The following is a 19,864-nucleotide window of genomic DNA, read 5'->3' as shown; positions in this document are numbered from 1 at the left end:
CGACCCGATTCCGTCAGTCGGCGGTTTCGCACTCTACGGTGAGTCCCCCGCCGGCGTCGAGAACCGCCCCGGGACCGACGGACCGGGAGCGGCCGCGGCGGTGCCCCGATCGTCCGAAGAACTTTATCAATTACCGTCGATCACTGTAGAATGGCGCCCCGCGACGGGGAGCCGGGGGGAGATTCGTCCGCCGGCGAGAATTCCGAGCCAGACGCCGAAGTAGCGCTGAGTGACGTTCGATCTCCGTTGGCGTCGCGGCTGATCGCCGCGTTCCGGTCGCTCGACCGTCGCGGCCTGTTCACCGTCGCACTGCTCGTTGGGGGGGTTCCGTTTGCGGCGAGCGCGGTCATCGCATTCCGAGGCGGGTTCGGACTCCGGTTCCTGCGGACCGGGTCGGTCTACGTTTGGACCGTCGGGCTGTTCGTCGGGGGACTTACGTTCGGGTGGTGGGCCAAGCGATACCCGGAACTGTGGGTGACACTCAGACCCGTCTTCGACGTACCTGAGAACGAGTATCGAGCCGTCGTTCGATCTCGGATCGCCGAGATGTACGACCTCGGGCGAGTCCTGCTGTGGTTTCCCGTCGTCCTGCTGTCGGGCGTGATCTACGATTTGGTGTTGGTCGGGGCCCCGTACGTGATCTACGTACGGAGCGCGGATCCCCTGGTTTCCGTCGCCGCTCCGACGGTGCGTCTTCCCTTCGACGTGTACGCCTACTCGCTGAGCGTCATCAACTACGCGTTCGGCATCGTGAGTCTGGTGGGACTCCTGATAGCCGTTCACGTCGCGGTAATCCACGTCCGCTTGGTCAGCGACGTAATGCGTCTGCGAATACGAGACGTTCGAACGGCCGCGGTCGAACTCACGCCGCTCGCGCGGTTCGACGTCGTCATCTCGTTGGGGTGGTTCGCCTCTCTGACCTTCGGGATGGTGATCTTGATCGCCACCGAGTACGATCCTTGGACGGATCCGCTGTTTCTATCGACGTTCCTCCTCGTGTTCCTGTTCGGCGTCGTCCTGTTCGCGGTCCCGCAGCTTTCGATCCACACCGCCCTTCAGTCGGAGAAGCGGACGCTCTTGGGCGAGATCGACGCGAAGTACGAGCGCATGTACGAAGACCTCTCCAGTACGGGCGATTCGGAACACTCGTCCGAGGAGGTCTCGACACGGTTGGACGTCCTCGAGGCCCGTCGGCGGAACGCGACGGAGATCCGAACGTGGGCGTACGACCTACCGGGCGTGGCGTCGCTCCTGGTCTCGTCGGTGATTCCGCTGATCCTCCAGTTCGGCCAGATGATCGCGTGACCGGGGTGTGTCACGGGAGGCGATACGCCCGCTTGCTCGCGTCGCTACCGCAACGCCGCATGAACCGGCGTGAGTCTCGGTCGTCAACACCCGGGCGCGTGTCAATGGCCGTTTCGGGTGACCTGATAGCGCGGGAGAGCGCCTCTGAGGCTCCGGCCGCGAGAACGCGCGCGGGCCCGGAAGCGTTCGGCTCGCCTCACCACACCGGCGCGAGCAGTACCGCGACCGTCGCCGAGATGAAGACGAGCTTCAGGGCGGTGTTGACGGCGATCACCTTCGTGCCGAACTCGGCGCCCCAGATCCCGTACTGGAAGGGGATCGAGCGCCGGAAGGTGGAGACGGCGAACGAGAGGATACCGCCGATGAGCAGGCTCGCGACGGCGGTTCGAGTGGTGAACACGCCGGCCTCGGTCCCGGCGAGGGTCACGGCCCCGGCCGTCGTGTCGAGCGTGTAGACGGCGATCACGGGGACCGCGGCGCCGGGCAGGCCGAGGACCCCGGTGATCGGCTCGGCGACGCTCGTCAGGGCCTCGACGTCGTAGTTGGTGACGAGCGCGATCACGAGCGTGTACACGACCGCGAGGCGCGGGACGATCCGGCGGAGGGTCGACCACGACTTCTCGCCGGCCTCCCGGACGCGTTCGCGGCTCGTGCGCTCGTCGTCGTCGGGCCCGCTCGCGTCGACGTCGGCGAGCGCGGCGCGGTCCACGTTGCGCTCCGAGAGCAGGGCGCCGCCGGCGAGCACGCCCGTGACCGTGATCGCGAGGGCGATTCCGGCACGGGCGGAGACGTAGACGACTCCCGTCTCCGCGCCCAGGATTGGGATCAACACCGGGATGTAAAACGTGAACACGTGCTGGACGAAGCCGAAGAACGTGTTGATGGTGACGGCGACGAGCGTCGCTCGGTCGTCGAGCAGACCCGACTCGCGGTACTCGGCGAGCGTAGCGTAGCCCGCGGTCGTCGACGCCGCGGTCGTGAGGATCGCGGTGCCGACCTCGTCGGGGAGGTTCGCGGGCCGGGTGAGCCACCCGGCCAGCCCGGCGACGTACCGGATCAGCCCGAACGCGACGGCGACGTTGGCGGCGAAGACGCCGATCGCGATGAACGCCGCGATCCGCGCGAGCCGCGGGGCGACCTCGGCGAGCAGGGCGACGACCTCGGCGGCGACCGATTGCACGACCGGCGGTACGCGACCGCCAACCTAATGAGCGTCGAAACGGGCGGACGGGCGAGCGGTTTCGGAACGGCCAGCGATCCGGGCCGGCGGCCCCCTCTGACCGCCGAGCGATCCCGATTCGACGGCCGTCCCGGACCGCCGAGCGCTCGCGGGGCTTATGAGACCAGCGCGCGAACCCCTCGCCGATGGCACCCGCGGAGGACGACATCTCGATCGAGGAGAAGCGCGTGTACGCCGGGACGGCGGACCGCACCGACGCGTACGTCGCCACCGGGAACGGGGTCGTCCGGGTGGCGCTGTCGGCGGACAAGGTCGGCGCGTTCGACATGGTCGCCCGCGATCCGGCCCGCGACGTCGCCGTGCTCCCCCGCGACGGCGACCCGGACCTCGTCGGGATCGCGACGGCGGACGGCCTGCGAGTCGCCCGCGTCGACGACGACCCCGAGTTCGGCCGGAGCGCGGGCGACGCGGCCCCGACGGTCGCGGTCGGCGCCCACGACGGCGCGTTCCTCGTCGCCCTAGAGGACGGCGGGATCGATCGGGTCGCGGTCGGTGGCGGGGACGCCGGCCCGACCGCGGGGGTCACCCGGCTCGGGTCCGTGTCGGAGCCGCGCGCGGTCGACGGCCCCCTCGTCGCGGCCGCGGACGGGGTGCACCGGGTCACCGGGAGCGAGGGCGCGGGTGAAGACCTCGCCCTCACCGCGGTCGGCCTCGACGACGCCCGCGACGTCGCCGGCGCGGGGACGCCTCTCGCAGCGACCGGGTCGGGGCTCTACTGGCTCGGTAACGGCTGGATGACGGCGCTGGAAGGGACCGCCGAGGCGGTCGCGGCCGACGGCGACGGCCACGCGCTGGCGGTCGTCGACGGCGAGCTTCTGGTCCACGCCGGCGACGCGTCGGGGGCCGGGGCCGTCGCGTGGGACGCCGAGACGTGGCGACTCGCCGACCTCCCCGTGGACGAGGAGGCCGTCGCGCTCGGCTACGGGCCCGGGATCTCCGTGGCCGTCACCGCGGCCGGCACGCTCTGCGTCGACGCTGGGGACGGCTGGCGACACCAGGTGGTCGGCGTGCGGGACGTCGCGGGCGTCGCGCTCGCGGTCGTCGAATAGCGTGTCGATCGATTATAAACGGTTGCTGCCGCGGTGAGTATCTAAAAAGATCCGACCGTTCGTTTATAAATAACTGCTGGTGGCGGATCGATGGTGTCTGCCTGCAAAGCCCCAGCCGTGAGGCGGTCACAGGCGATGTAAGCACTGGAAGGAGCGAGTGAAACGAGCGGCTGAAGCGCGCAGCGAGCGTGTGACCGCCTCACGGCTGCCCCTTTGAGTCCCGCCCCGCACGGCACCGCGGCCTCACACCTCCCCAGCCTCGCGGCTCCCTTCGGTCGCCGCGTCCCTCGCGCGTGCTCCTCGCGCCCGCTGGGCGCTCGGAGGCACGCGCCGACCGCAACGTTCGTTTATAAATGAGCGACCGTCTCTGACCCGGCTCCCCCTACGCGGTCGGCAGCTGGATCTCCTCGCCGTCGGCGTAAACGGTGGGGTTCCGGAGGATCCCGTCGAGGTGGATCGGGGCGTCCGTCTCCCCGCCGATCCCCGCGTCGTCGCCGATCGCGATGTGGACCGTGCCGCCCGCCTTCTCGTCGAGCAGGACGGAGCCGACCAGTTCGTCGACGCCGACGTTGGTTCCGATCCCGAGCTCGGCGAGGTTGTACGCGGCGTCGCCGACCGACTCCGCGGCCGCCTCGACGTCGGCGCGGATCGCGTCGTCGTCGATGCTCGTGACGAGACCGTCGTCGACCTCGAAGGCGAGCGTTTGGTCCTCGTCGAGCAGGCCGTGGGGCATCATCGTCCCGTCGACGACGAACGTCCCGGTCGCGGTCTCGGGCGCGACGAACACCTCGCCGGCCGGCAGGTTCGAGAAGTCGCCCGGGTCGCGGACCATCCCGGTGTCGGAGAGCCACTCGCGCTCGCCGATCCCGAACGTGATATCGGTGCCCTCGGGCGAGGTCACGCGCACTTCGTCGGCGCCGGCGACCTGCGCGAGGACGTCGTCGCACGCGGCCTCGATGGCGGCGTAGTCGGCGTCGAGCCCGGTCGCGAACACGTCTTCGGTGATGCCCGGAAGCGTCGCGCCGCGGGCGCCGGCGTCGCAGGCGGCCCCCCGAGCGCGGGTGTGGCTGAGGCTCTTCGTCGTCGGCGCGAGGAAGACGTCGCTCTCGGCCATCGCGGCCGCCACGGGCGCGGGCGGCTCGGTCCCGTGCTGCTCGGCCGGCGGGTACCGGAGGACCGTCGCGTCGTCGGTGACGGCGGTCGCGGCCGCGTACAGGGCCGCGCCGATCGGTTCGCGTTCGTCGTCGGTGACGACGACGACCGACTCGTCTTGCGCGACGTTCAGACACTGGTTCACGGCGGTCTCCGCCGCCTCGGAGAGGGTCGGTGACATACGCGATGATCGGTTCTCACGGGCGTTAGGCCTTCGGGTCCGCTTTATTTACTCTCTTACGAAACTCAGTTACATTGTCGGGTCGTCCGAATTTACCGACCCGTTACTCACGCCGTAGTTAATTTCTTGCCAGAATACTCGAAAAGATTATGCCATTACGGAATGGAGTGAACGCCATGATACGCGTGGGCGTCAACGGCTACGGCACGATCGGCAAGCGGGTCGCGGACGCGGTCGCGGCCCAGCCCGACATGGACCTCGTCGGCGTGACGAAGACGACCCCGAACTACGGCGCCGAGGCCGCGATCCGACGCGGCTACGACCTCTACGCGGCGATCGAAGACCGGGTCGGCGAGTTCGAGGACGCGGGCGTCGGCGTGACCGGGACGCTCGCCGACCTGCTCGACGCCGTCGACGTCGTCGTCGACTGCTGTCCCTCCGGGATCGGCGAGCGCAACCGACCGACGTACGAGGCCCACGACGTGCCAGCGGTCTACCAGGGCGGCGAGGACGCCGCGATCGCCGACGCCTCGTTCAACGCCCGCGGGAGCCACGAGGGCGTCTGGGACGCCGACTCGCTCCGCGTCGTCTCCTGTAACACCACCGGGCTCTCCCGACTCCTCGCGCCGCTCGACGAGACGTACGGCGTCGAGAAGGCGCGCGTGACGCTCGTCCGCCGCGGCGGCGACCCGAGCGAGACCGACCGCGGGCCGATCAACGACGTCGTGCCCGATCCGAAGACCGTCCCCTCCCACCACGGTCCCGACGTGAACACGATCCTCCCGGGCGTGGACGTCGACACGGCCGCGCTGAAAGCGCCGGTCACGGCGATGCACACACACAGCGTCAACGTGACCCTCGAGGCGGAGCCGACCGCCGCCGCGGTCGCGGCCCTCCTCGGCGGCGAGGGCCGCCTGTTCCTGATCCCCGAGCGCGCCGGGATCGACGGCGCCGGCGCGCTGAAGGACTACGCCGCCGACGTCGGGCGACCGCGCGGCGACCTCTGGGAGAACTGCGTCTGGGAGGAGTCGATAAGCGTCGAGGGCCGAGACCTCTACCTGTTCCAGAACGTCCACCAGGAGGCCGACGTCGTGCCGGAGAACGTCGACGCGATCCGGGCGCTGGCGACGGACACGCCCCGCGCGGAGTCGATCGCCCGGACGGACGAATCGCTCGGGATCGGCCTCGAAAGCCTGCTCTCCGACGGCGGTACCGGGCGAAGCCCGCTCACGGCCGACGACTGACTCGCTCCGCGCCGGCGACGGCAACTCTCACTCCGACGGCGACTCTCACTCCGACGACGGCCGCGTCACGAGAAACGTTCTCCCGCCGCGGCGCTCCAGTGCCACCTCGCTCCCGCGCACGCGGTTCGTACGGACGCGGTCGGCGATCCGGTCCGTTCGACAGTCGGTGACGTCCACGCGCGTCGGCGTCGCGTATCGGGGTCGATCGTGTGTACTCGCGCTCATACCTCAGCGTTCGGGGGGATCGCCCGTATAAGCGAGCCATGCCCGGAGTGAAAGTGAAAGTGAACTCATCGGCGGCGAACGCCGCCGATCCCGGCGGCGCGGACCTACCGACGGAGCCCCGCCTCTTCGTCCCCCTCGACGAACCGGACGGTGAAGTAGTCGTACCCGCCGTAGGCGGCGTCGAGCGCGCCGAGCCACCAGTTCCAGCGCTCGACGACCGAGGAGCCGTCGGGCGCGTCGTCGAGGTGATCGACCACGCCGTCGACGGTGAGCGCGTGCCCGCGGTCTTCGGAGGGTCGACCGGAGTCGGCGAGGTCGCAGGCCGCCCGGGCGACCGCCCGCCGCTCGGCCTCGGTGCCGCCGAACGCTTCCTCCAGCGCGCTCTCTAGACGCGTTCTGTCCATACACGGGACTAGGAGAGCCGGGTATATGAGTCGCGTGGTAGGGGGTGACACGTCCGGTGTCGACGAGGGCATGCCCGAGGCCGCCGTTGGGGGTTACAGCCGTGCCGCGAGCGCGAGGAAGAGGAGACTGAACGGCGCCGTCAGGAGCGTCAACAGCGCGCCGGCGGCGCCCTCGCCCGCCGCGACGGCCATCGTGACGCCCACGACGAGCGAGGCGGAGCCCAGGATCGCGAGGATGACGCGTTCCGGGACGCTGGCCCGATCGGGACCGTCGCTCCGTGCGAGCGCCTCCTCGATGCCCCGCTCGATGTCGTCCGCGAGCTCGGTCGGGACGAACAGCCACGGGGTCGACCGGTACCACGCGTTCCCGCGGTAGGCGAGCAGGAAGACGGTCGCCCACGGGAGGTCGATCCGCCGCGTCCGGACCACGGCGCCGAGGTCGTCCGAGCGCGTTCGGTCGTGGCTCCTGTCCGTCCGCTCGATCGTCCCGGCGGTCGGGTCGAGCCGCAGATCCGTCCCGCGCGAGCCCGCGATCATCGGAAGGAACACGAAGAGCGAAACGAGCATCGGGGCGAACCCCGAGAACAGCGACGGCGAGGCCGAGAACGGACCGGGGCCGATAGCCGCCACCGCCACCGCGAGCACGGCTCCGGCCCCGGCGACCGTCCAACCGGCGCGGAAGCGAGCGGGGTCGAACGAGTAGTCGCCGAACTGCGAGAGGAGCTCTCGGCGCCGCTCCGGCGAGGTCCGGTCGTACGCGACGACCCAGTAGAGCAGCGACATCGGGCCGCCGACGAAGAGGACGACGGCCATCGCCCACGTCGACGACGGCGGTCCCTCCCCGCCGAGCAGGGAGGCGGCGACGCCGACGCCGACGAACAGCAGCGCGGCGAGGACGAGCCCGCCCGCGGTCACGGTCGCGCCGAGCGCCAGCGAACGCAGGCGCTCGAAGCGGACCGGGCCCCATTCGACGGCGCGATGCGATTCGGCGGCGGAGTCGGTCGCGTCGCTCTCGGGGGCGGAGTCGGTCGCGTCGCTCTCGGCGGCGGAGTCGGGGGTGTCACTCTCGGCGACGGAGCCGGCGGTGTCACTCTCGGCGGCGGAGCCGGCGGCTGCCGAGACCGTCTCCTCGGCCGAGGAGGGCGAATCGGAGGGCACGCCGTGTGTATAGCGCGCTTGATGTGTTAAATCCCGACGCCCGGGCCGTCCCGGCGAATACTTATTCCGCGGACGGCTACCCGAGGGCATGACAGACTGGCACGCCGTCGGCTACGGGTTCGTCGTGATGCTGATCGCCGGGCTGCTCGCGACGTTCGCCCCAGTAGTCGGCCACGTCGGTGCCGGACTGATCGGCGGGTTCGTCGCCGGCTACGTCGCCGGCGGGGGGCTCCTCTCCGGGACGTGGCACGGCCTGCTGGCCGGCTCCGTGAGCGGGGTCGTCGTCACCCTCCTGCTGGCCGCGTTCGGCGGGCTCGTGGGGCTCGCCGGCGGGCCGGTCGGGAGCCTCCTCGGTGGCGCGGGGGTCCTCGTCGTCGGCCTGTTCCTGACGTTCCTGTTCGCGATCGACTCGGCGCTTGCGGGGGCGATCGGCGGCGTGCTCGGCGACTGACCGGATAAATAGAAGCGGAGCGAACGGCGACGCGGTCGCCGGCGTTCAGGCGGACTGCGCCGCGTCGAGCACGGCCTCGTAGTCGGGCTCGTTCGTCGGGTCCTCGGCGACCCAGTCGTAGACGACCTCGCCCGCCTCGTCGAGCACGAAGACGGCGCGATTGGCGATGCCGTGGAGCCCCAGTTCGGCGATGTCCATCTCCAGGTCGTACGCCCGGATCGCGTCGCCGCCCATGTCGCTCACGAGGTCGAACTCGATGCCGTGTTCCTCGCGGAACGCGCCCTGCGAGAACGGGGAGTCCGCGCTGATCCCGAAGATCGTCGCGCCGGCCTCGTCGAAGGCGTCGGCGTGCTCCTGAAACGCGACCATCTCGTTCGTACAGGGCGGCGTGAACGCCCCGGGGAAGAACGCGAGCACGACCGCGCCGTCGCCGAGGTGGTCGTGAAGCTCGAACGGTTCGTGGTCGCTCGTACCGATCTTCGCTGAGATGTCGGGTGCGGTGTCACCAGTAGAAACCATCGGCACGCAATACGTGCGATTCGGTCAAAAGGCTTGCCGCACCCCCGTTCGGATCCGGTACCGCTCGCGCCGCGTCACGCGAGTCCGGAACGGGCATCTGATCCCCCGCTACTTCCGGTCCAGGTACTCCTGTTGAATCGCGACGACCTCGGCCGAGTCCTCGCAGTCGGCGTACCGCCGGAGCGGCTCCTCGTTGAGGTCGAGGAACGTCTCTCCCCACGTGAACTTCGCCATGACTCGCTCCGCGTGGTCGGGCTCACCGAGGATCGCGAGCGCGGCCGCGAACGCCTCCACCGTCGTGAGCCGCATCGGTCGGCCGAAGTTCACGGGGTTGCCGGCGACGAGGTACGGGAGCGCGCGGTGCTCGCCGGGGAGGCTGAACATCTTCTCGCCGGCCGACTCCCACGAGCAGTCCAGCGCGACGAGCGCGTTCTCGCGGGCGAGTTCGGCGTCGGCGGGTGAGAGGGCGCGCTCGGCGTGCGGGTTGAGCACGACCCCGTATGGAGTCGCGCGGTCCGAGCGGTGCAGCTCGGCGAGGTCGAACCGCGCGAGCTTCCGGGCCGTGCACTTGTCGGGGTCGTCGTCGCCCTCGTACCGGACGTGCAGGTCCACACCCGGCGTTCGCGGGAGCCGCGTATAAGCCGTGCGGACGGGACGAGGCGAAAAAATGTCGCGGCGGTCGTTCCCGCCCGATCACGGGGCGCGAGTCCGCGTCACGAACGGGTCGCGGTCGTCGCTTTCCGGCGGGACGCGCGTTTGCGTCCCGATCGGCTCCGATTCGCCTTCGGTTGTGGGTTCACTCATCGCGGTCAGTGCTCGTGGCCGACCACGTAAATGCGTTCGGCTGAAAAAATCATTATTTCGCATATTTCCTAATATGTGTTTGCTTACTATCTCTGACTTTGCTTATACGTTTTCTAAACACGCTTTCAACTGGACGTTAGGCTGGTTTGTAAAGGCATGACGGGAGACGGATTCGCCGTCGCGGTCTCCCCGCTCCGCGGGGTGTCCCGAATACCGTCAAACCGGCCCGGTACCGGCGGGGTTTTTCCTCGTCGCCCCGCAGGAGTCCGTATGGAGCTGTTCGCCGTCCCGGACCTCCCGGAGATCCGGGAGGGAGACGACCTCGCGGCCATGATCGACGAGCGCGTCGACCTCCGCGAGGACGACGTCGTCGTCGTCGCCAGCACCGTCGTCTCCAAGGCCGAGGGACGGACGTTCGACCTCTCCGACTTTCCGGCCGGGCCGCGCGCGAACGAGGTCGCCGACCGGCTCGCGGAGCTCTCGGGCGAGGAGAAGGACCCGCGCTTCGCGCAGGCCGTCATCGAGGAGTCGACGGAGCTCATCATGGAGGCGCCGTTCCTCCTGACGGCGACGCGCTTCGGCCACATCGGCGTCAACGCCGGGATCGACCGGTCGAACGTCCCCGACGGCGACCTGCTGCTGCTCCCGGAGCGCCCCTCCGAGAGCGCGGAGCGGATCCGCGAGGGGCTCGCGGCCGACCGGGTGGTCGTCAGCGACACCTGCGGGCGACCGTTCCGCCACGGCCAGCGCGGGGTCGCGATCGGCTGGGCCGGCCTGCCGGCGAGCCGCGACTGGCGCGGCGAGCGGGACCGCGACGGCCGGGAGATGGGCGTCACCGTCCAGAACGTCATCGACGAGCTCGCCGCGGCGGCGAACCTCGTCGCCGGCGAGGGCGACGGCGGGACGCCGGTCGTCGTCGTCCGGGACTGGACGTTCGGCGACCACGAGGGCTCTGAAAACCACTTCCGCGAGGTCGCGGGCGACTTCGTCCGGCAGGCGCTGCGCGACTGGAGCTACGAGGACAGCTGAACCGGAGCTACGAGGACAACTGACATGCTCGGTATCGAACTCACTCCCGAACACGACCTGCACCGCCTCGTCGACCTCGGCGTCCGCGCCGAGGAGGCCGGCTACGACGCCGTCTACTCGACGTGTCACTACAACAACCGCGACCCGTGGGCGTTCCTCTCGCAGCTCGCGACCGCCACGGAGTCGGTCCGGATCGGCCCGGGCGTCGCGAACCCCTACGAGACCCACCCCGTGACGCTCGCCTCCCGGGTCGCCACCGTCGACGAGCTCTCCGAAGGACGCGCCGTCTTCGGGCTCGGCCCCGGCGACCCCTCCACGCTGGCGAACCTCGGGCTCGCCGACGAGCGCGGGCTCCGCTCCGTGCTGGAGGCGTTCAAGACCGCGCAGAAGCTGTGGGCCGGCGAGCGCGTCGACCACGACGGCACCTTCGACGCCAGCGAGGCGGGGCTCAACTACGAGCCGCCGCAGGGCGCGGACATCCCGATCCACGTCGGCGGCGAGGGCCCGCACATGTGCCGGATGGCGGCGAAGCACGCGGACGGCCTGCTGTACAACGGCTCGCACCCGAAGGACCTCGAGTGGGCCCGCGAGCAGGTCGACGACGGGCTCGCCGACCGGCCGGATCACCGCGGCGGCTTCGACCTGATCGCGTACGCCGCGGTCTCGATCGACGAGGACGAGGACGCGGCCCGCGAGGCCGCCCGACCCCCGGTCGCCTTTATAACTGCGGGCGCGGCGCCGCCGGTGTTGAAGCGTCACGGGATCGACCCGGACGCGGCGTCCGAAATCGGCGAGCGCGTCTCCGCGGGCGAGTTCTCGGCGGCGTTCGACCTGGTGACGCCGGCGATGGTCGACGCGTTCTGCATGGCCGGCTCGCCGGCGACCGTCCGCGAGCGCGCGGCGGCCGTGGCCGACCACGCCGACGGGCTCGTCGTCGGCTCGCCGCTCGGCCCGGACCTGGAGTCGGCGGTCGACCTCGCGGCCGAGACCGTCGACGGCCTCTTTTAACTCCACCCCCGCGCTCCCGCGGTCCGAGAATCGAGAATCGCTCCTGAGAACTCGGGGCAGAGGTTCTTAAGCCGCTCCGGCCCAGTTCGGATCATGTCGAGCGACCGAGAGCGACGCCGGGGAGTTCGCGAGCGGTACGAGGCCCTCCTCTGGGCCACGATGGACCGCCTCGGCGTCTCCGAGTCGATAGAGCGCAAAATCCTGACGGCCGTCGGCATCCAGTTCCTCGTCACCGTCGGCATCTTCCTCACCCCGTTCGTCCTCTCCGGGACCCTCGCGTCCGCGGTCTCCGGCACGCTGTTCCTCGGGGCGATCGCGGCGATCTACAACACGCTGCTCATCGTGCGCCGGGACTTCGTCGCGCCGCTCCGACGCCTCGAAGCCGGAGCCGACTCGATCGCGGCGGGCGACGTCCGTCGTGACGGGTCCGGCGATCAGGCGGACGAGCCGGTGGGCCGCGATCGTTCTGACGAGCGGGTTGTCCGCGATCGTTCTGACGGACCCGTGGGCCGCGACCAGCCCGACGAGATCGGCGGCCTCGTCCGCTCGTTCGTCGAGGTCGAACGCTACTTGGGGACCGTCTCGGCGCAGGCCGAGGCGCTCGCCGCGCAGGAGTTCGACGACCCGGTCCTCGACGAGGAGGTCCCGGGGGAGTTCGGCGACGCCTTAGACGAGATGGCCGCGAACATGGCGGCGTACACGACAGAACTGGAGTCGGTCGTCGACGCGTTCGGAGACGCCGCCGAGCGCGCGCAGGCGGGCGACCTCACCGCGACGATCGACGCCGAGTCGCTCGGCACCGACGACGACCGGTACGCCGAGCTCGTCGGGAACTACAACCGACTCGTCGCGACGGTCGGCGAGACGATCGGCGAGGTCCGGTCGTTCACCGAGGGCGTCGCGGCGTCGAGCGACGACGTGCGGGCGAGCATGGACGAGGTCGACGACGCGTCCGAGGAGGTCGCGCGGTCGGTACGGGAGATATCCGACGGCGCGAGCGAGCAGACGGACGACCTGGACGCCGTCTCGGCGGAGATGAGCACGCTGTCGGCGACCGTCGAGGAGATCGCCGCCTCCGCCGACGACGCGGCGACGACGGCCCGGAGCGCCGCGGACCGCGGTCGAGCCGGCCGGGAGGAGGCCGCCGAGGCGATCGCCGAACTGGAGGCCCTCGAAGCGCGGATCGGGGAGACGGCGACCGCCGTCGAAAGCCTCGTCGACCGGATCGACGAGATCGACGAGATCGCGGCCGTGATCGACGGGATCGCGGAGGAGACGAACCTGCTCGCGCTGAACGCCTCGATCGAGGCCGCTCGGGCCGACGGCTCCGGCGACGGGTTCGCGGTCGTCGCCGACGAAGTGAAGGCGCTCGCGGAGGAGACCCGGGCCGAGGCGGCGGCGATCTCGGACCGGATCGACGGCATACAGTCGGTGTCGACCGACACGGCGGCCGACGTCGACGCGATGGAGTCGCAGGTGTCCGAGAGCGTCGGCGCGGTCGAGTCGACCCTCCGAGAGTTCGAGGAGGTCGTCGAGGACGTGACCGTGGTCGACGAGACGGTTCAGGAGATCAGCGAGGCGACCGACGACCAGGCCCGGACGACCCAGGAGGTCGTCGACATGGTCGAGGACGTGGCTGCGGTGAGCGGCCAGACCGCGAGCGAGGCCGAGACCGTCGCCGCGGCGGCGGTGCAACAGACCGCGAGCGTCTCCGAGGCGACCGACAGCGCGCACGCCCTCTCCGACCGGTCCGACGAACTCCTCGCGAGGCTCGACGAGTTCGAGGTGCCGGCGGAACCGGTCGCGGGGACGCCGCGGCCGACGGGGTCGGAGTCGGGGACGTCGGCCCGGACGCGGCCGGCCTCGACCGACGACTGAGCCCGGTCGCGACCGCGGTCGACGCCGTCGCAGAGGATCCGGTCGCGACCGCGGTCCACGTCGCCGCAGAGGATCCGGTCGCGACCGCGGTCCACGTCGCCGCGGCGAGTGAGGTCGACGCCCGCTTACTGCTCGGAGCGACCGCGACCGCCGAGCGAGGGGATCTTCACGCCGATCTCCTGTAACAGGGCGCCGACCGCGGCGTAGCCGAGCGCGGCCACGGAGGCGACGATCAGGACCTGCCCGACGAGGACGAGCAGCGCCGAGAGCGGGTCTCCGGCGCCGAGGATGAGGTCGTTCAGGAAGATGTCGAGGAAGCGGCCGATGTCGCCGACGACCCGCGCGACGAAGTCGATAAGCGCGAACATGGACGGGCGTTGATCCGCGGGGTACTTGGGTGTTGAGTTCTCGGCCGCTATCCCTTCGGAATACGGACGGCGCCCCGCTCGGAGGCGGGCCGACGCGACGGCTGCTCCCCGCCGAGTCGGTTCCGATAACCGAACGCCTTACACCGAACGGACACGGACGTGACGGTAATGAACGCGTTGACGGACCTGTTCGCCGAGAACACGCTCCTGTGGGTCCTCACCGGTGTCCTCGCGTACTCCGCGGCCGCGCTGTGGCTCCGGGACCGCGGGATACTGCCGGAGTCGGTCGGCGTCTCCGGTCCGATACTGACCCTCCGCACGCTCCGGGGCCGGGAGTTCCTCGACCGGCTCGCGGCCCCGAGACGCTTCTGGCGCGGGCTCGCGAACCTCGGGCTCGGCGGGGCCCTCGTCGCGATGATCGGGTCGTTCTTCCTGATCCTCTCGTCGGCGGCCTCGGCGCTGAACACCGCTCAGCCCTCCGCGATCCAGCAGCCGCAGAACTTCCTCATCATCCCCGGCGTCAACGACTTCCTGCCGCTGTCGGTCGCGCCCGAGATCATCGCCGGGCTCGCGGTCGCGATGGTCGTCCACGAGGGCGCGCACGGCCTGCTGTGCCGCGTCGAGGACATCGACATCGAGTCGATGGGACTCGTCTTCTTCGCGGTCCTCCCCGTCGGCGCCTTCGTCGAACCGGACGAGGAGGCGACGCAGGCGGCCTCCCGCGGCGCCCGCGCCCGGATGTTCGCGGCCGGCGTCACCGCCAACACGCTGCTCACGGTGCTCGTGTTCGCGCTGCTGTTCGGCCCCGTCGCCGGCGCCATCTCGCCGGCGCCCGGCTACGCCGTCGGCGAGGTGAACCCCGGTTCGCCGGCCGAGGCCGCGGGGCTCGCGGCGGGCGACCGGATCGTCGAGGTCGGCGGCGCGCCGGTCGACACGGCCGCCGAGTTCGAGGCCGCGCTCGCGGACGCGGGCGACACGGTGACGGTCACGGCCGACGACGGCGACGGGGAGCGCACCGTCGAGGTCGAGCGCTCGCTGCAGGCGGTCGGCTCCGCCGGCGGGAACCCCCTCGGCGTGATGATCGCGGAGGCGCCGCTGACCGTCGAGTCGGTGAACGGCGACCCGGTGGCGACCGAGCGCGGCTTCTACGAGGCCGTCGGCGACGCGGAGCGAGCCACGGTGTCGGTGAGGAGCGCCGGCGGCGACGGGGGCAACGCGACGACCGCGGAGATCCCGATCGGCGCCTACGCGCTCGGCGTGCAGGAGGACGGCCCGCTCGACGACGCCGGGGCGGCGCCCGGCGAGCCGCTGACGATCGTCTCGATCGACGGGGAGCGGATCCACGACGCCGGAGACCTCTCGGCGGTCCTCGGCGAGCGCGACCCCGGCGCGACGGTCGAGGTGATCGCCTACGACGCCGCGGACGAGCGGCAGACGTACGACGTCGAGCTGGCCCCGCACCCGAACCGCGACGGCGGGTTCGTTGGCGTCTCGGTGTTCCCCGGATCGAGCGGGCTCGCGCTCGACGACTTCGGCGTCTCCGAGTACCCCGCCGGCGCGTACCTCGAACTGCTCGGCGGCGACGGCGGCGAGGCCGCGGGCGACGGAATGGCGCTCGGCGGCCTGACCGACTCGCCGCTCGGGCTCGTGTTCGTCTCGCTCATCCTCCCGCTCGGCAGTCTCTTCGGGCTCCCGTTCAACTTCGCGGGGTTCACCGGCGACGTGACGAACTTCTTCGTCGTCGACGGGGCCTCCGGCGCGCTCGCCGGCGGGGTCTTCCTGCTCGCGAACCTCCTCTTCTGGACCGGCTGGATCAACATCCAGCTCGCACTGTTCAACTGCCTCCCGGCGTTCCCGCTCGACGGCGGGCGGATCCTCCGGATGGTCGCCGAGGCGGTGATCAGTCGGATCCCGCTCTCCGACCGGCACGCCGCGGTCCGGACGATCACCGTCTCGTCGGGACTCGTCATGCTCGCCGGGCTGATCGCGATGGTGTTCGGCAACCAGATCCTCGCGGCGCTCGGGCTGATCTGAGGCGGTGGCGCGTGCCTGCGAGTGGCCGCCGGAGGCGGCCGCGAGGAGCACGCGCGAGGTCGCCGGCGCTCCGCGCCGGCTGCCAGAGAATCTCCGATTCTCGCTGGAGTCGCGAACGGAGTGAGCGACGAGGCTGGGGAGGTGAGAGGTGCGGTTGCGGTGCTGTGCGGGGTGGGACTCAACGGGGCAGTCGCCGGCGGCTTCGCCGCCGGCTGCCAACGGCGCGAAGCGCCTCGCTGTCGCGAGGACGAGGCACGGCGGCTCGAGCACCGCAGACCGCGAACGGAGTGAGCGGTCGAGAAGCGTGGTTCGAGAGAGCTTCGCTCTCTCGTCACCGCCGGAAATCAGAGATTTCCGGCTAGCAGTCAGAGCGCAGAGCGTTCTAACGACATCACGAAAGGCGCTCCGCGCCTTTCGAACGACAGCGAGCCGCGCGAGTAGCGAGGGCGACCGAAGGCAGCCCTCGACTGACGAGCGGCCGGTAGGCCGCGAGCTCCTCGCGGCTGGGGTTTTGGAGGTGGTCGCCGTCGATCCGCAATCTCCATACTGTCCGAGACACGTCAGACCGGCTCTGTTGAGGTTCTCAATAAGTGATAATTTAAACAAGTTGTACTGAATACAGTGCGCGTATCGGTCACGGAGCGGTATATCTAAACGGATTTGTCACTCGAATTAATTTGAAGTTTTTATGATTTAGAGTGAGATATGTTCATCCGTCAAGAAGCCAGTAGTGCGATTAAAGATATAACTAAAATAATCACCGCGAGTACGATAGCACTACCACCTACGATTAATGTCGTTGAAGCCGAGAGATTGATATCAAATCGAGCCTGTAGCCTTCGCCGGCTTAGAGGGAACGCAAGCACGCCGGCGAACAAGAATAATAATCCGACAACTACGAGAGTTGCTCCACCGGTGTGTGTTCCGACCAGTATCGCATTACCGCCGACCCACCATGTAGTGATGCTTGCGAGCACCAAGCCGAAACCGACCAGATAGCCTACAACCGTTCGGAACAAGATATTCGGATATGATCGGCCGGAAGAATAAAATTTAGTACAAATAAGCATGCTCGGATACAATACGTTTCTCAACAATCGGTGCGGATGGAGTACTCACTTGCTGACTACATGCTCCGAGTCGGTCACAACGTTTCTGTCGGAACCAGCGGAGCTCTTGATGACATTGCTGCATACAGAGCGCGAGTCTTACACGATGACTCGGTCGGTTCGAGGCTGTTCAGTGCGGTCAGTTCAGGTGACTCACTGAACAAACCACGTACCAAGAATCGGCTGACTGATCGCCTCAAGGGACCCGTAGATCGTCCGGTTCACTTGCTCTAGTCGGATTCGTTGGTAGCCGTCGATTCGACCGGGAAGACCTGCGTGTCAGGTGCGTCGAGTGGGCTGTCCGAGCCGGTCAGCCACACGGTGAGGTAGACGACGCAGGCCGCGATGACAGCAATAGGAAGCTGGAGAGTGAAAACGCCGTAAATGAGTGTGACGATGATCGTTGCGTGAGCGGCTGTCTTTCGGTTGGTACCTCCGTAGTACGCGAATATTGCGACGACGAAGGACGCGATCGCAACGCCCGTGCCGAGAAGGAGTTCTTGGGTGATAATCACCGAGTAAAGGAACGCAGTGACACCAAGCAAGACGAATGCTGCTACAAGATGGACACGTTTCAGGGAGGGCATGCAACTGACGTTCTTCACGATATGTTAAAAAACGGGTGTTCTCAATTTGGATAGAGACTGAACACCGCGATTGCAGTAGTAAATACGCAGCCACACTGAGCAGCTGATTCAGCCGAAAGTAGCTGAAAGAGACGAAGCCGCTGCGCTGACTGCACCTCTGTATTCAGCAATCGGTGCCTATCAGTCCGAGAGGACTTCAGCAGAACAGTCTGAGTACACTCGCTGTTGAGGTGCTCTCACAGGGCGAGGGAAACGCGTTTCCCCGACGGGCGTGACACCACCGTATGACCCACTCGCGGACGGTCGAGATCGAGGGCCACATCATCGACAGCGGGACGATGCAGCGCTGTTTCGGCGCGGTGATGGACCTCGGCGGCTCCTTCGACGTCGAGCGGTTCGACGTGGGAAAACACGAAGATGAGGAGTCCTACTGCCGGATGACGGTCTCGGCCGACGACGCGGAGACGCTCCGGGCGATCCTCCACGAGCTCCACCAGAACGGCGCGGTGCTCGAGAGTCCGACCGACGTTGACCTCGTCGCGGCCCCCGAAGACAGGGTCGTGCCGCCCGACTTCTACTCCACCACGAACCACCCGACCGAGGTGCTGTACGACGGGGAGTGGACCGAGGTCGAGCGGATCGAGATGGACTGCGCGCTGGTCGTGGAGCCGGACGGCGGTCCGAACGGCGAGCCGCGAGCGCACACGAAGGTGCTCAACGCGGTCGAGGAGGGTGACCTGATCGCGACCGACCAGTCGGGGATCCGAGTGCGGCCGCCGGAGCGCCCGCGGAGCGGCGGCGGCGCCTTCGGCTTCATGCAGGGCGGGGTCTCCGCGGAGCGGCCCTCCGAATCCACCATCCGCGAGGTCGCCGCGGAGTTGCGCGCGGTGAAGCGCTCGGGCGGCACCGTGATGGTCGTCGCGGGGCCGGCCGTGATCCACTCGGGCGCGGGCGACGCGCTCGCGGACCTCGTCGCCGCGGGGTACGTCGACGCGCTCTCTGCCGGGAACGGCTTCGCGACCCACGACCTGGAGCGCTCGCTGTACGGCACGTCGCTCGGGATGGACGTCGAGACGCTCGAACACCCGCGGAAGGGGCACAAACACCACATCTGGACCATCTCGGAGATCATCCGCGCGGGCGGGATCGAACCCGCCGTGGAGGAGGGGATCGTCACCGAGGGCGTGATGTACGAGTGCGTCGAGCGCGACGTCGACGTCGTCCTCGCGGGCTCGATCCGCGACGACGGTCCCCTGCCGGACACGATCACCGACGCCGTCGAGGCGCAGAACGCGATCCGCGAGCAGGCCCACGAGGCCGACATCGTGATCATGCTCGCGACGCTGCTCCACTCGGTCGCCGTCGGCAACTGCCTCCCGTCGACGACGAAGACCGTCTGCGTCGACATCAACCCGGCGACCGTCACCCAACTGCTCGACCGGGGCTCGGCGCAGGCCGTTGGGATGGTCACCGACATCGGGACGTTCGTGCCGACGCTCGCGGAGTTCGTGCTGGAGGGCGGGGACGACATCGAGACCGGGAACGGGGGCGACATCGAGGCCGGGAACGGCGGCGATGAGGCGTGAATGTCGCGCTTCGACCGTACGATCCCGCGAGCGACGCCGACGACCTGTACGAGTGTAAGCTCGCCTTCGAGCGCGGGCTCGGCGCGAACACCGGCGGCGACGACAAGGCGGCCGTCTACGAGGGGAAGCTCACCGACGAGTACCGGAAGGAGTGGCTGGCGTGGGTCGAGCGATGCGTCGCCGACGACGAGCGGTGCGTGACGGTCGCGGTCGACGAGGGGGAGGGCGAGTCGGTCGTCGGCTACGTCTTCGTGCTTCCCGAGCGGCTGGCGATGATCTGGGACGCGGCCGTGATAAACGAGCTCTACGTCGCCCCGGAACACCGCGGCACGGGCGTCGCCGACGACCTGATGGCCGCCGCCGTCGACCTCGCGGGCGACCAGTCGCTCCCGCTGGACCGGGTCGTGCTCGACGTCGACCCCGCGAACGAGCGCGCCCGAGCGTTCTACGACCGCCACGGCTTCGAATCGTGGGGCGAGATGGTCGCGCGACCGGTCGACCGCGACTGAGTCGCGGCCGCGCGACGCCGTTCC

At 69.2% G+C, this 19,864-nt stretch carries 19 protein-coding genes; 10 read left to right on the top strand and 9 right to left on the bottom strand.

The features are described from left to right. Positions 1 to 150 precede the first annotated feature (150 nt). Positions 151 to 1,305 carry a hypothetical protein gene (locus tag DJ74_RS12775; protein WP_094522537.1) on the top strand — a complete coding sequence of 385 codons (1,155 nt, stop codon included), beginning with the start codon at positions 151 to 153 and terminating at the stop codon, positions 1,303 to 1,305. 196 nt (positions 1,306 to 1,501) lie between these two features. On the opposite strand, the gene DJ74_RS12770 is transcribed toward DJ74_RS12775, so the two are convergent. Further along, on the bottom strand, positions 1,502 to 2,485 hold the full coding sequence (locus DJ74_RS12770; RefSeq protein WP_094527486.1) for a nucleoside recognition protein: 984 nt from the start codon (positions 2,483 to 2,485) through the stop codon (positions 1,502 to 1,504). Between the two features lie 185 nt (positions 2,486 to 2,670). Here DJ74_RS12770 and DJ74_RS12765 point away from each other — a divergent pair, with 185 nt between their 5' ends. Next, positions 2,671 to 3,594, top strand: a complete 924-nt coding sequence (locus DJ74_RS12765) for a hypothetical protein (RefSeq protein WP_094527485.1) — start codon at positions 2,671 to 2,673, stop codon at positions 3,592 to 3,594. A 382-nt stretch (positions 3,595 to 3,976) separates the two neighbouring features. Here DJ74_RS12765 and DJ74_RS12760 read toward each other — a convergent pair whose 3' ends face one another. Next, a complete protein-coding gene (locus tag DJ74_RS12760; protein ID WP_094527484.1) occupies positions 3,977 to 4,927 on the bottom strand; it encodes an aminopeptidase in 951 nt (316 codons plus the stop codon). A gap of 176 nt (positions 4,928 to 5,103) precedes the next feature. On the opposite strand from DJ74_RS12760, the gene DJ74_RS12755 reads away from it, so the two are divergent. Beyond that, positions 5,104 to 6,171 (top strand): type II glyceraldehyde-3-phosphate dehydrogenase, encoded by a 1,068-nt coding sequence (locus tag DJ74_RS12755; RefSeq protein ID WP_094527483.1) that lies wholly within the window; start codon positions 5,104 to 5,106, stop codon positions 6,169 to 6,171. Between the two features lie 45 nt (positions 6,172 to 6,216). Here the strand turns inward: DJ74_RS12755 and DJ74_RS12750 are convergent, their stop codons facing one another. From DJ74_RS12750 to DJ74_RS12740, 3 genes are all read right to left on the bottom strand, one after another. Continuing rightward, entirely contained in the window at positions 6,217 to 6,396 is a 180-nt protein-coding gene (locus tag DJ74_RS12750; RefSeq protein ID WP_094522527.1) for a hypothetical protein, read from the bottom strand. A 104-nt stretch (positions 6,397 to 6,500) separates the two neighbouring features. Then, on the bottom strand, positions 6,501 to 6,800 hold the full coding sequence (locus tag DJ74_RS12745; protein WP_094522525.1) for a hypothetical protein: 300 nt from the start codon (positions 6,798 to 6,800) through the stop codon (positions 6,501 to 6,503). 93 nt (positions 6,801 to 6,893) lie between these two features. Next, on the bottom strand, positions 6,894 to 7,958 hold the full coding sequence (locus DJ74_RS12740; protein WP_094527482.1) for a hypothetical protein: 1,065 nt from the start codon (positions 7,956 to 7,958) through the stop codon (positions 6,894 to 6,896). Between the two features lie 88 nt (positions 7,959 to 8,046). On the opposite strand from DJ74_RS12740, the gene DJ74_RS12735 reads away from it, so the two are divergent. After that, positions 8,047 to 8,409, top strand: coding sequence for a DUF5518 domain-containing protein (locus tag DJ74_RS12735; protein ID WP_094522521.1), 363 nt, complete (start codon positions 8,047 to 8,049; stop codon positions 8,407 to 8,409). Positions 8,410 to 8,454: 45 nt separating this feature from the next. Here the strand turns inward: DJ74_RS12735 and DJ74_RS12730 are convergent, their stop codons facing one another. After that, complete coding sequence (locus tag DJ74_RS12730) at positions 8,455 to 8,928, bottom strand: redoxin domain-containing protein (protein ID WP_094522519.1); 474 nt, start codon at positions 8,926 to 8,928, stop codon at positions 8,455 to 8,457. A gap of 108 nt (positions 8,929 to 9,036) precedes the next feature. Then, positions 9,037 to 9,540: a DUF367 family protein gene (locus DJ74_RS12725; protein ID WP_094527481.1), complete on the bottom strand. Its 504-nt coding sequence runs from the start codon at positions 9,538 to 9,540 to the stop codon at positions 9,037 to 9,039. Between the two features lie 462 nt (positions 9,541 to 10,002). Here DJ74_RS12725 and DJ74_RS12720 point away from each other — a divergent pair, with 462 nt between their 5' ends. The 3 genes from DJ74_RS12720 to DJ74_RS12710 all read left to right on the top strand — a co-directional run bounded on the left by DJ74_RS12720 (position 10,003) and on the right by DJ74_RS12710 (position 13,647). Beyond that, positions 10,003 to 10,761, top strand: a complete 759-nt coding sequence (locus DJ74_RS12720; protein ID WP_094522515.1) for a coenzyme F420-0:L-glutamate ligase — start codon at positions 10,003 to 10,005, stop codon at positions 10,759 to 10,761. A gap of 24 nt (positions 10,762 to 10,785) precedes the next feature. After that, the gene (locus DJ74_RS12715; RefSeq protein WP_094527480.1) at positions 10,786 to 11,769 is read left to right on the top strand and encodes a 5,10-methylenetetrahydromethanopterin reductase; all 984 of its coding nucleotides are present in this window, start codon (positions 10,786 to 10,788) and stop codon (positions 11,767 to 11,769) included. A 159-nt stretch (positions 11,770 to 11,928) separates the two neighbouring features. Next, a complete protein-coding gene (locus DJ74_RS12710) occupies positions 11,929 to 13,647 on the top strand; it encodes a methyl-accepting chemotaxis protein (RefSeq protein ID WP_094527511.1) in 1,719 nt (572 codons plus the stop codon). Positions 13,648 to 13,772: 125 nt separating this feature from the next. Here the strand turns inward: DJ74_RS12710 and DJ74_RS12705 are convergent, their stop codons facing one another. After that, entirely contained in the window at positions 13,773 to 14,015 is a 243-nt protein-coding gene (locus DJ74_RS12705) for a hypothetical protein (RefSeq protein ID WP_094522512.1), read from the bottom strand. Positions 14,016 to 14,183: 168 nt separating this feature from the next. Here DJ74_RS12705 and DJ74_RS12700 point away from each other — a divergent pair, with 168 nt between their 5' ends. Next, on the top strand, positions 14,184 to 16,049 hold the full coding sequence (locus DJ74_RS12700) for a site-2 protease family protein (protein ID WP_094527479.1): 1,866 nt from the start codon (positions 14,184 to 14,186) through the stop codon (positions 16,047 to 16,049). 1,339 nt (positions 16,050 to 17,388) lie between these two features. On the opposite strand, the gene DJ74_RS12695 is transcribed toward DJ74_RS12700, so the two are convergent. After that, a complete protein-coding gene (locus DJ74_RS12695) occupies positions 17,389 to 17,745 on the bottom strand; it encodes a hypothetical protein (RefSeq protein WP_094527478.1) in 357 nt (118 codons plus the stop codon). 284 nt (positions 17,746 to 18,029) lie between these two features. On the opposite strand from DJ74_RS12695, the gene DJ74_RS12690 reads away from it, so the two are divergent. Both DJ74_RS12690 and DJ74_RS12685 read left to right on the top strand, forming a co-directional pair. Continuing rightward, positions 18,030 to 19,331 (top strand): TIGR00300 family protein, encoded by a 1,302-nt coding sequence (locus tag DJ74_RS12690; protein WP_094527477.1) that lies wholly within the window; start codon positions 18,030 to 18,032, stop codon positions 19,329 to 19,331. Beyond that, a complete protein-coding gene (locus DJ74_RS12685) occupies positions 19,328 to 19,840 on the top strand; it encodes a GNAT family N-acetyltransferase (protein ID WP_094527476.1) in 513 nt (170 codons plus the stop codon). Before DJ74_RS12690 ends, DJ74_RS12685 begins: the two co-directional genes overlap by 4 nt. Positions 19,841 to 19,864: the final 24 nt, after the last annotated feature.

Source organism: Halorubrum sp. Ea8 (genome assembly GCF_002252925.1).
In the GTDB taxonomy this organism is placed as follows: Archaea; Halobacteriota; Halobacteria; order Halobacteriales; family Haloferacaceae; genus Halorubrum.
Note: the sequence above shows the minus strand (reverse complement) of the source record. Positions and strands in the feature narration are given on the sequence as shown.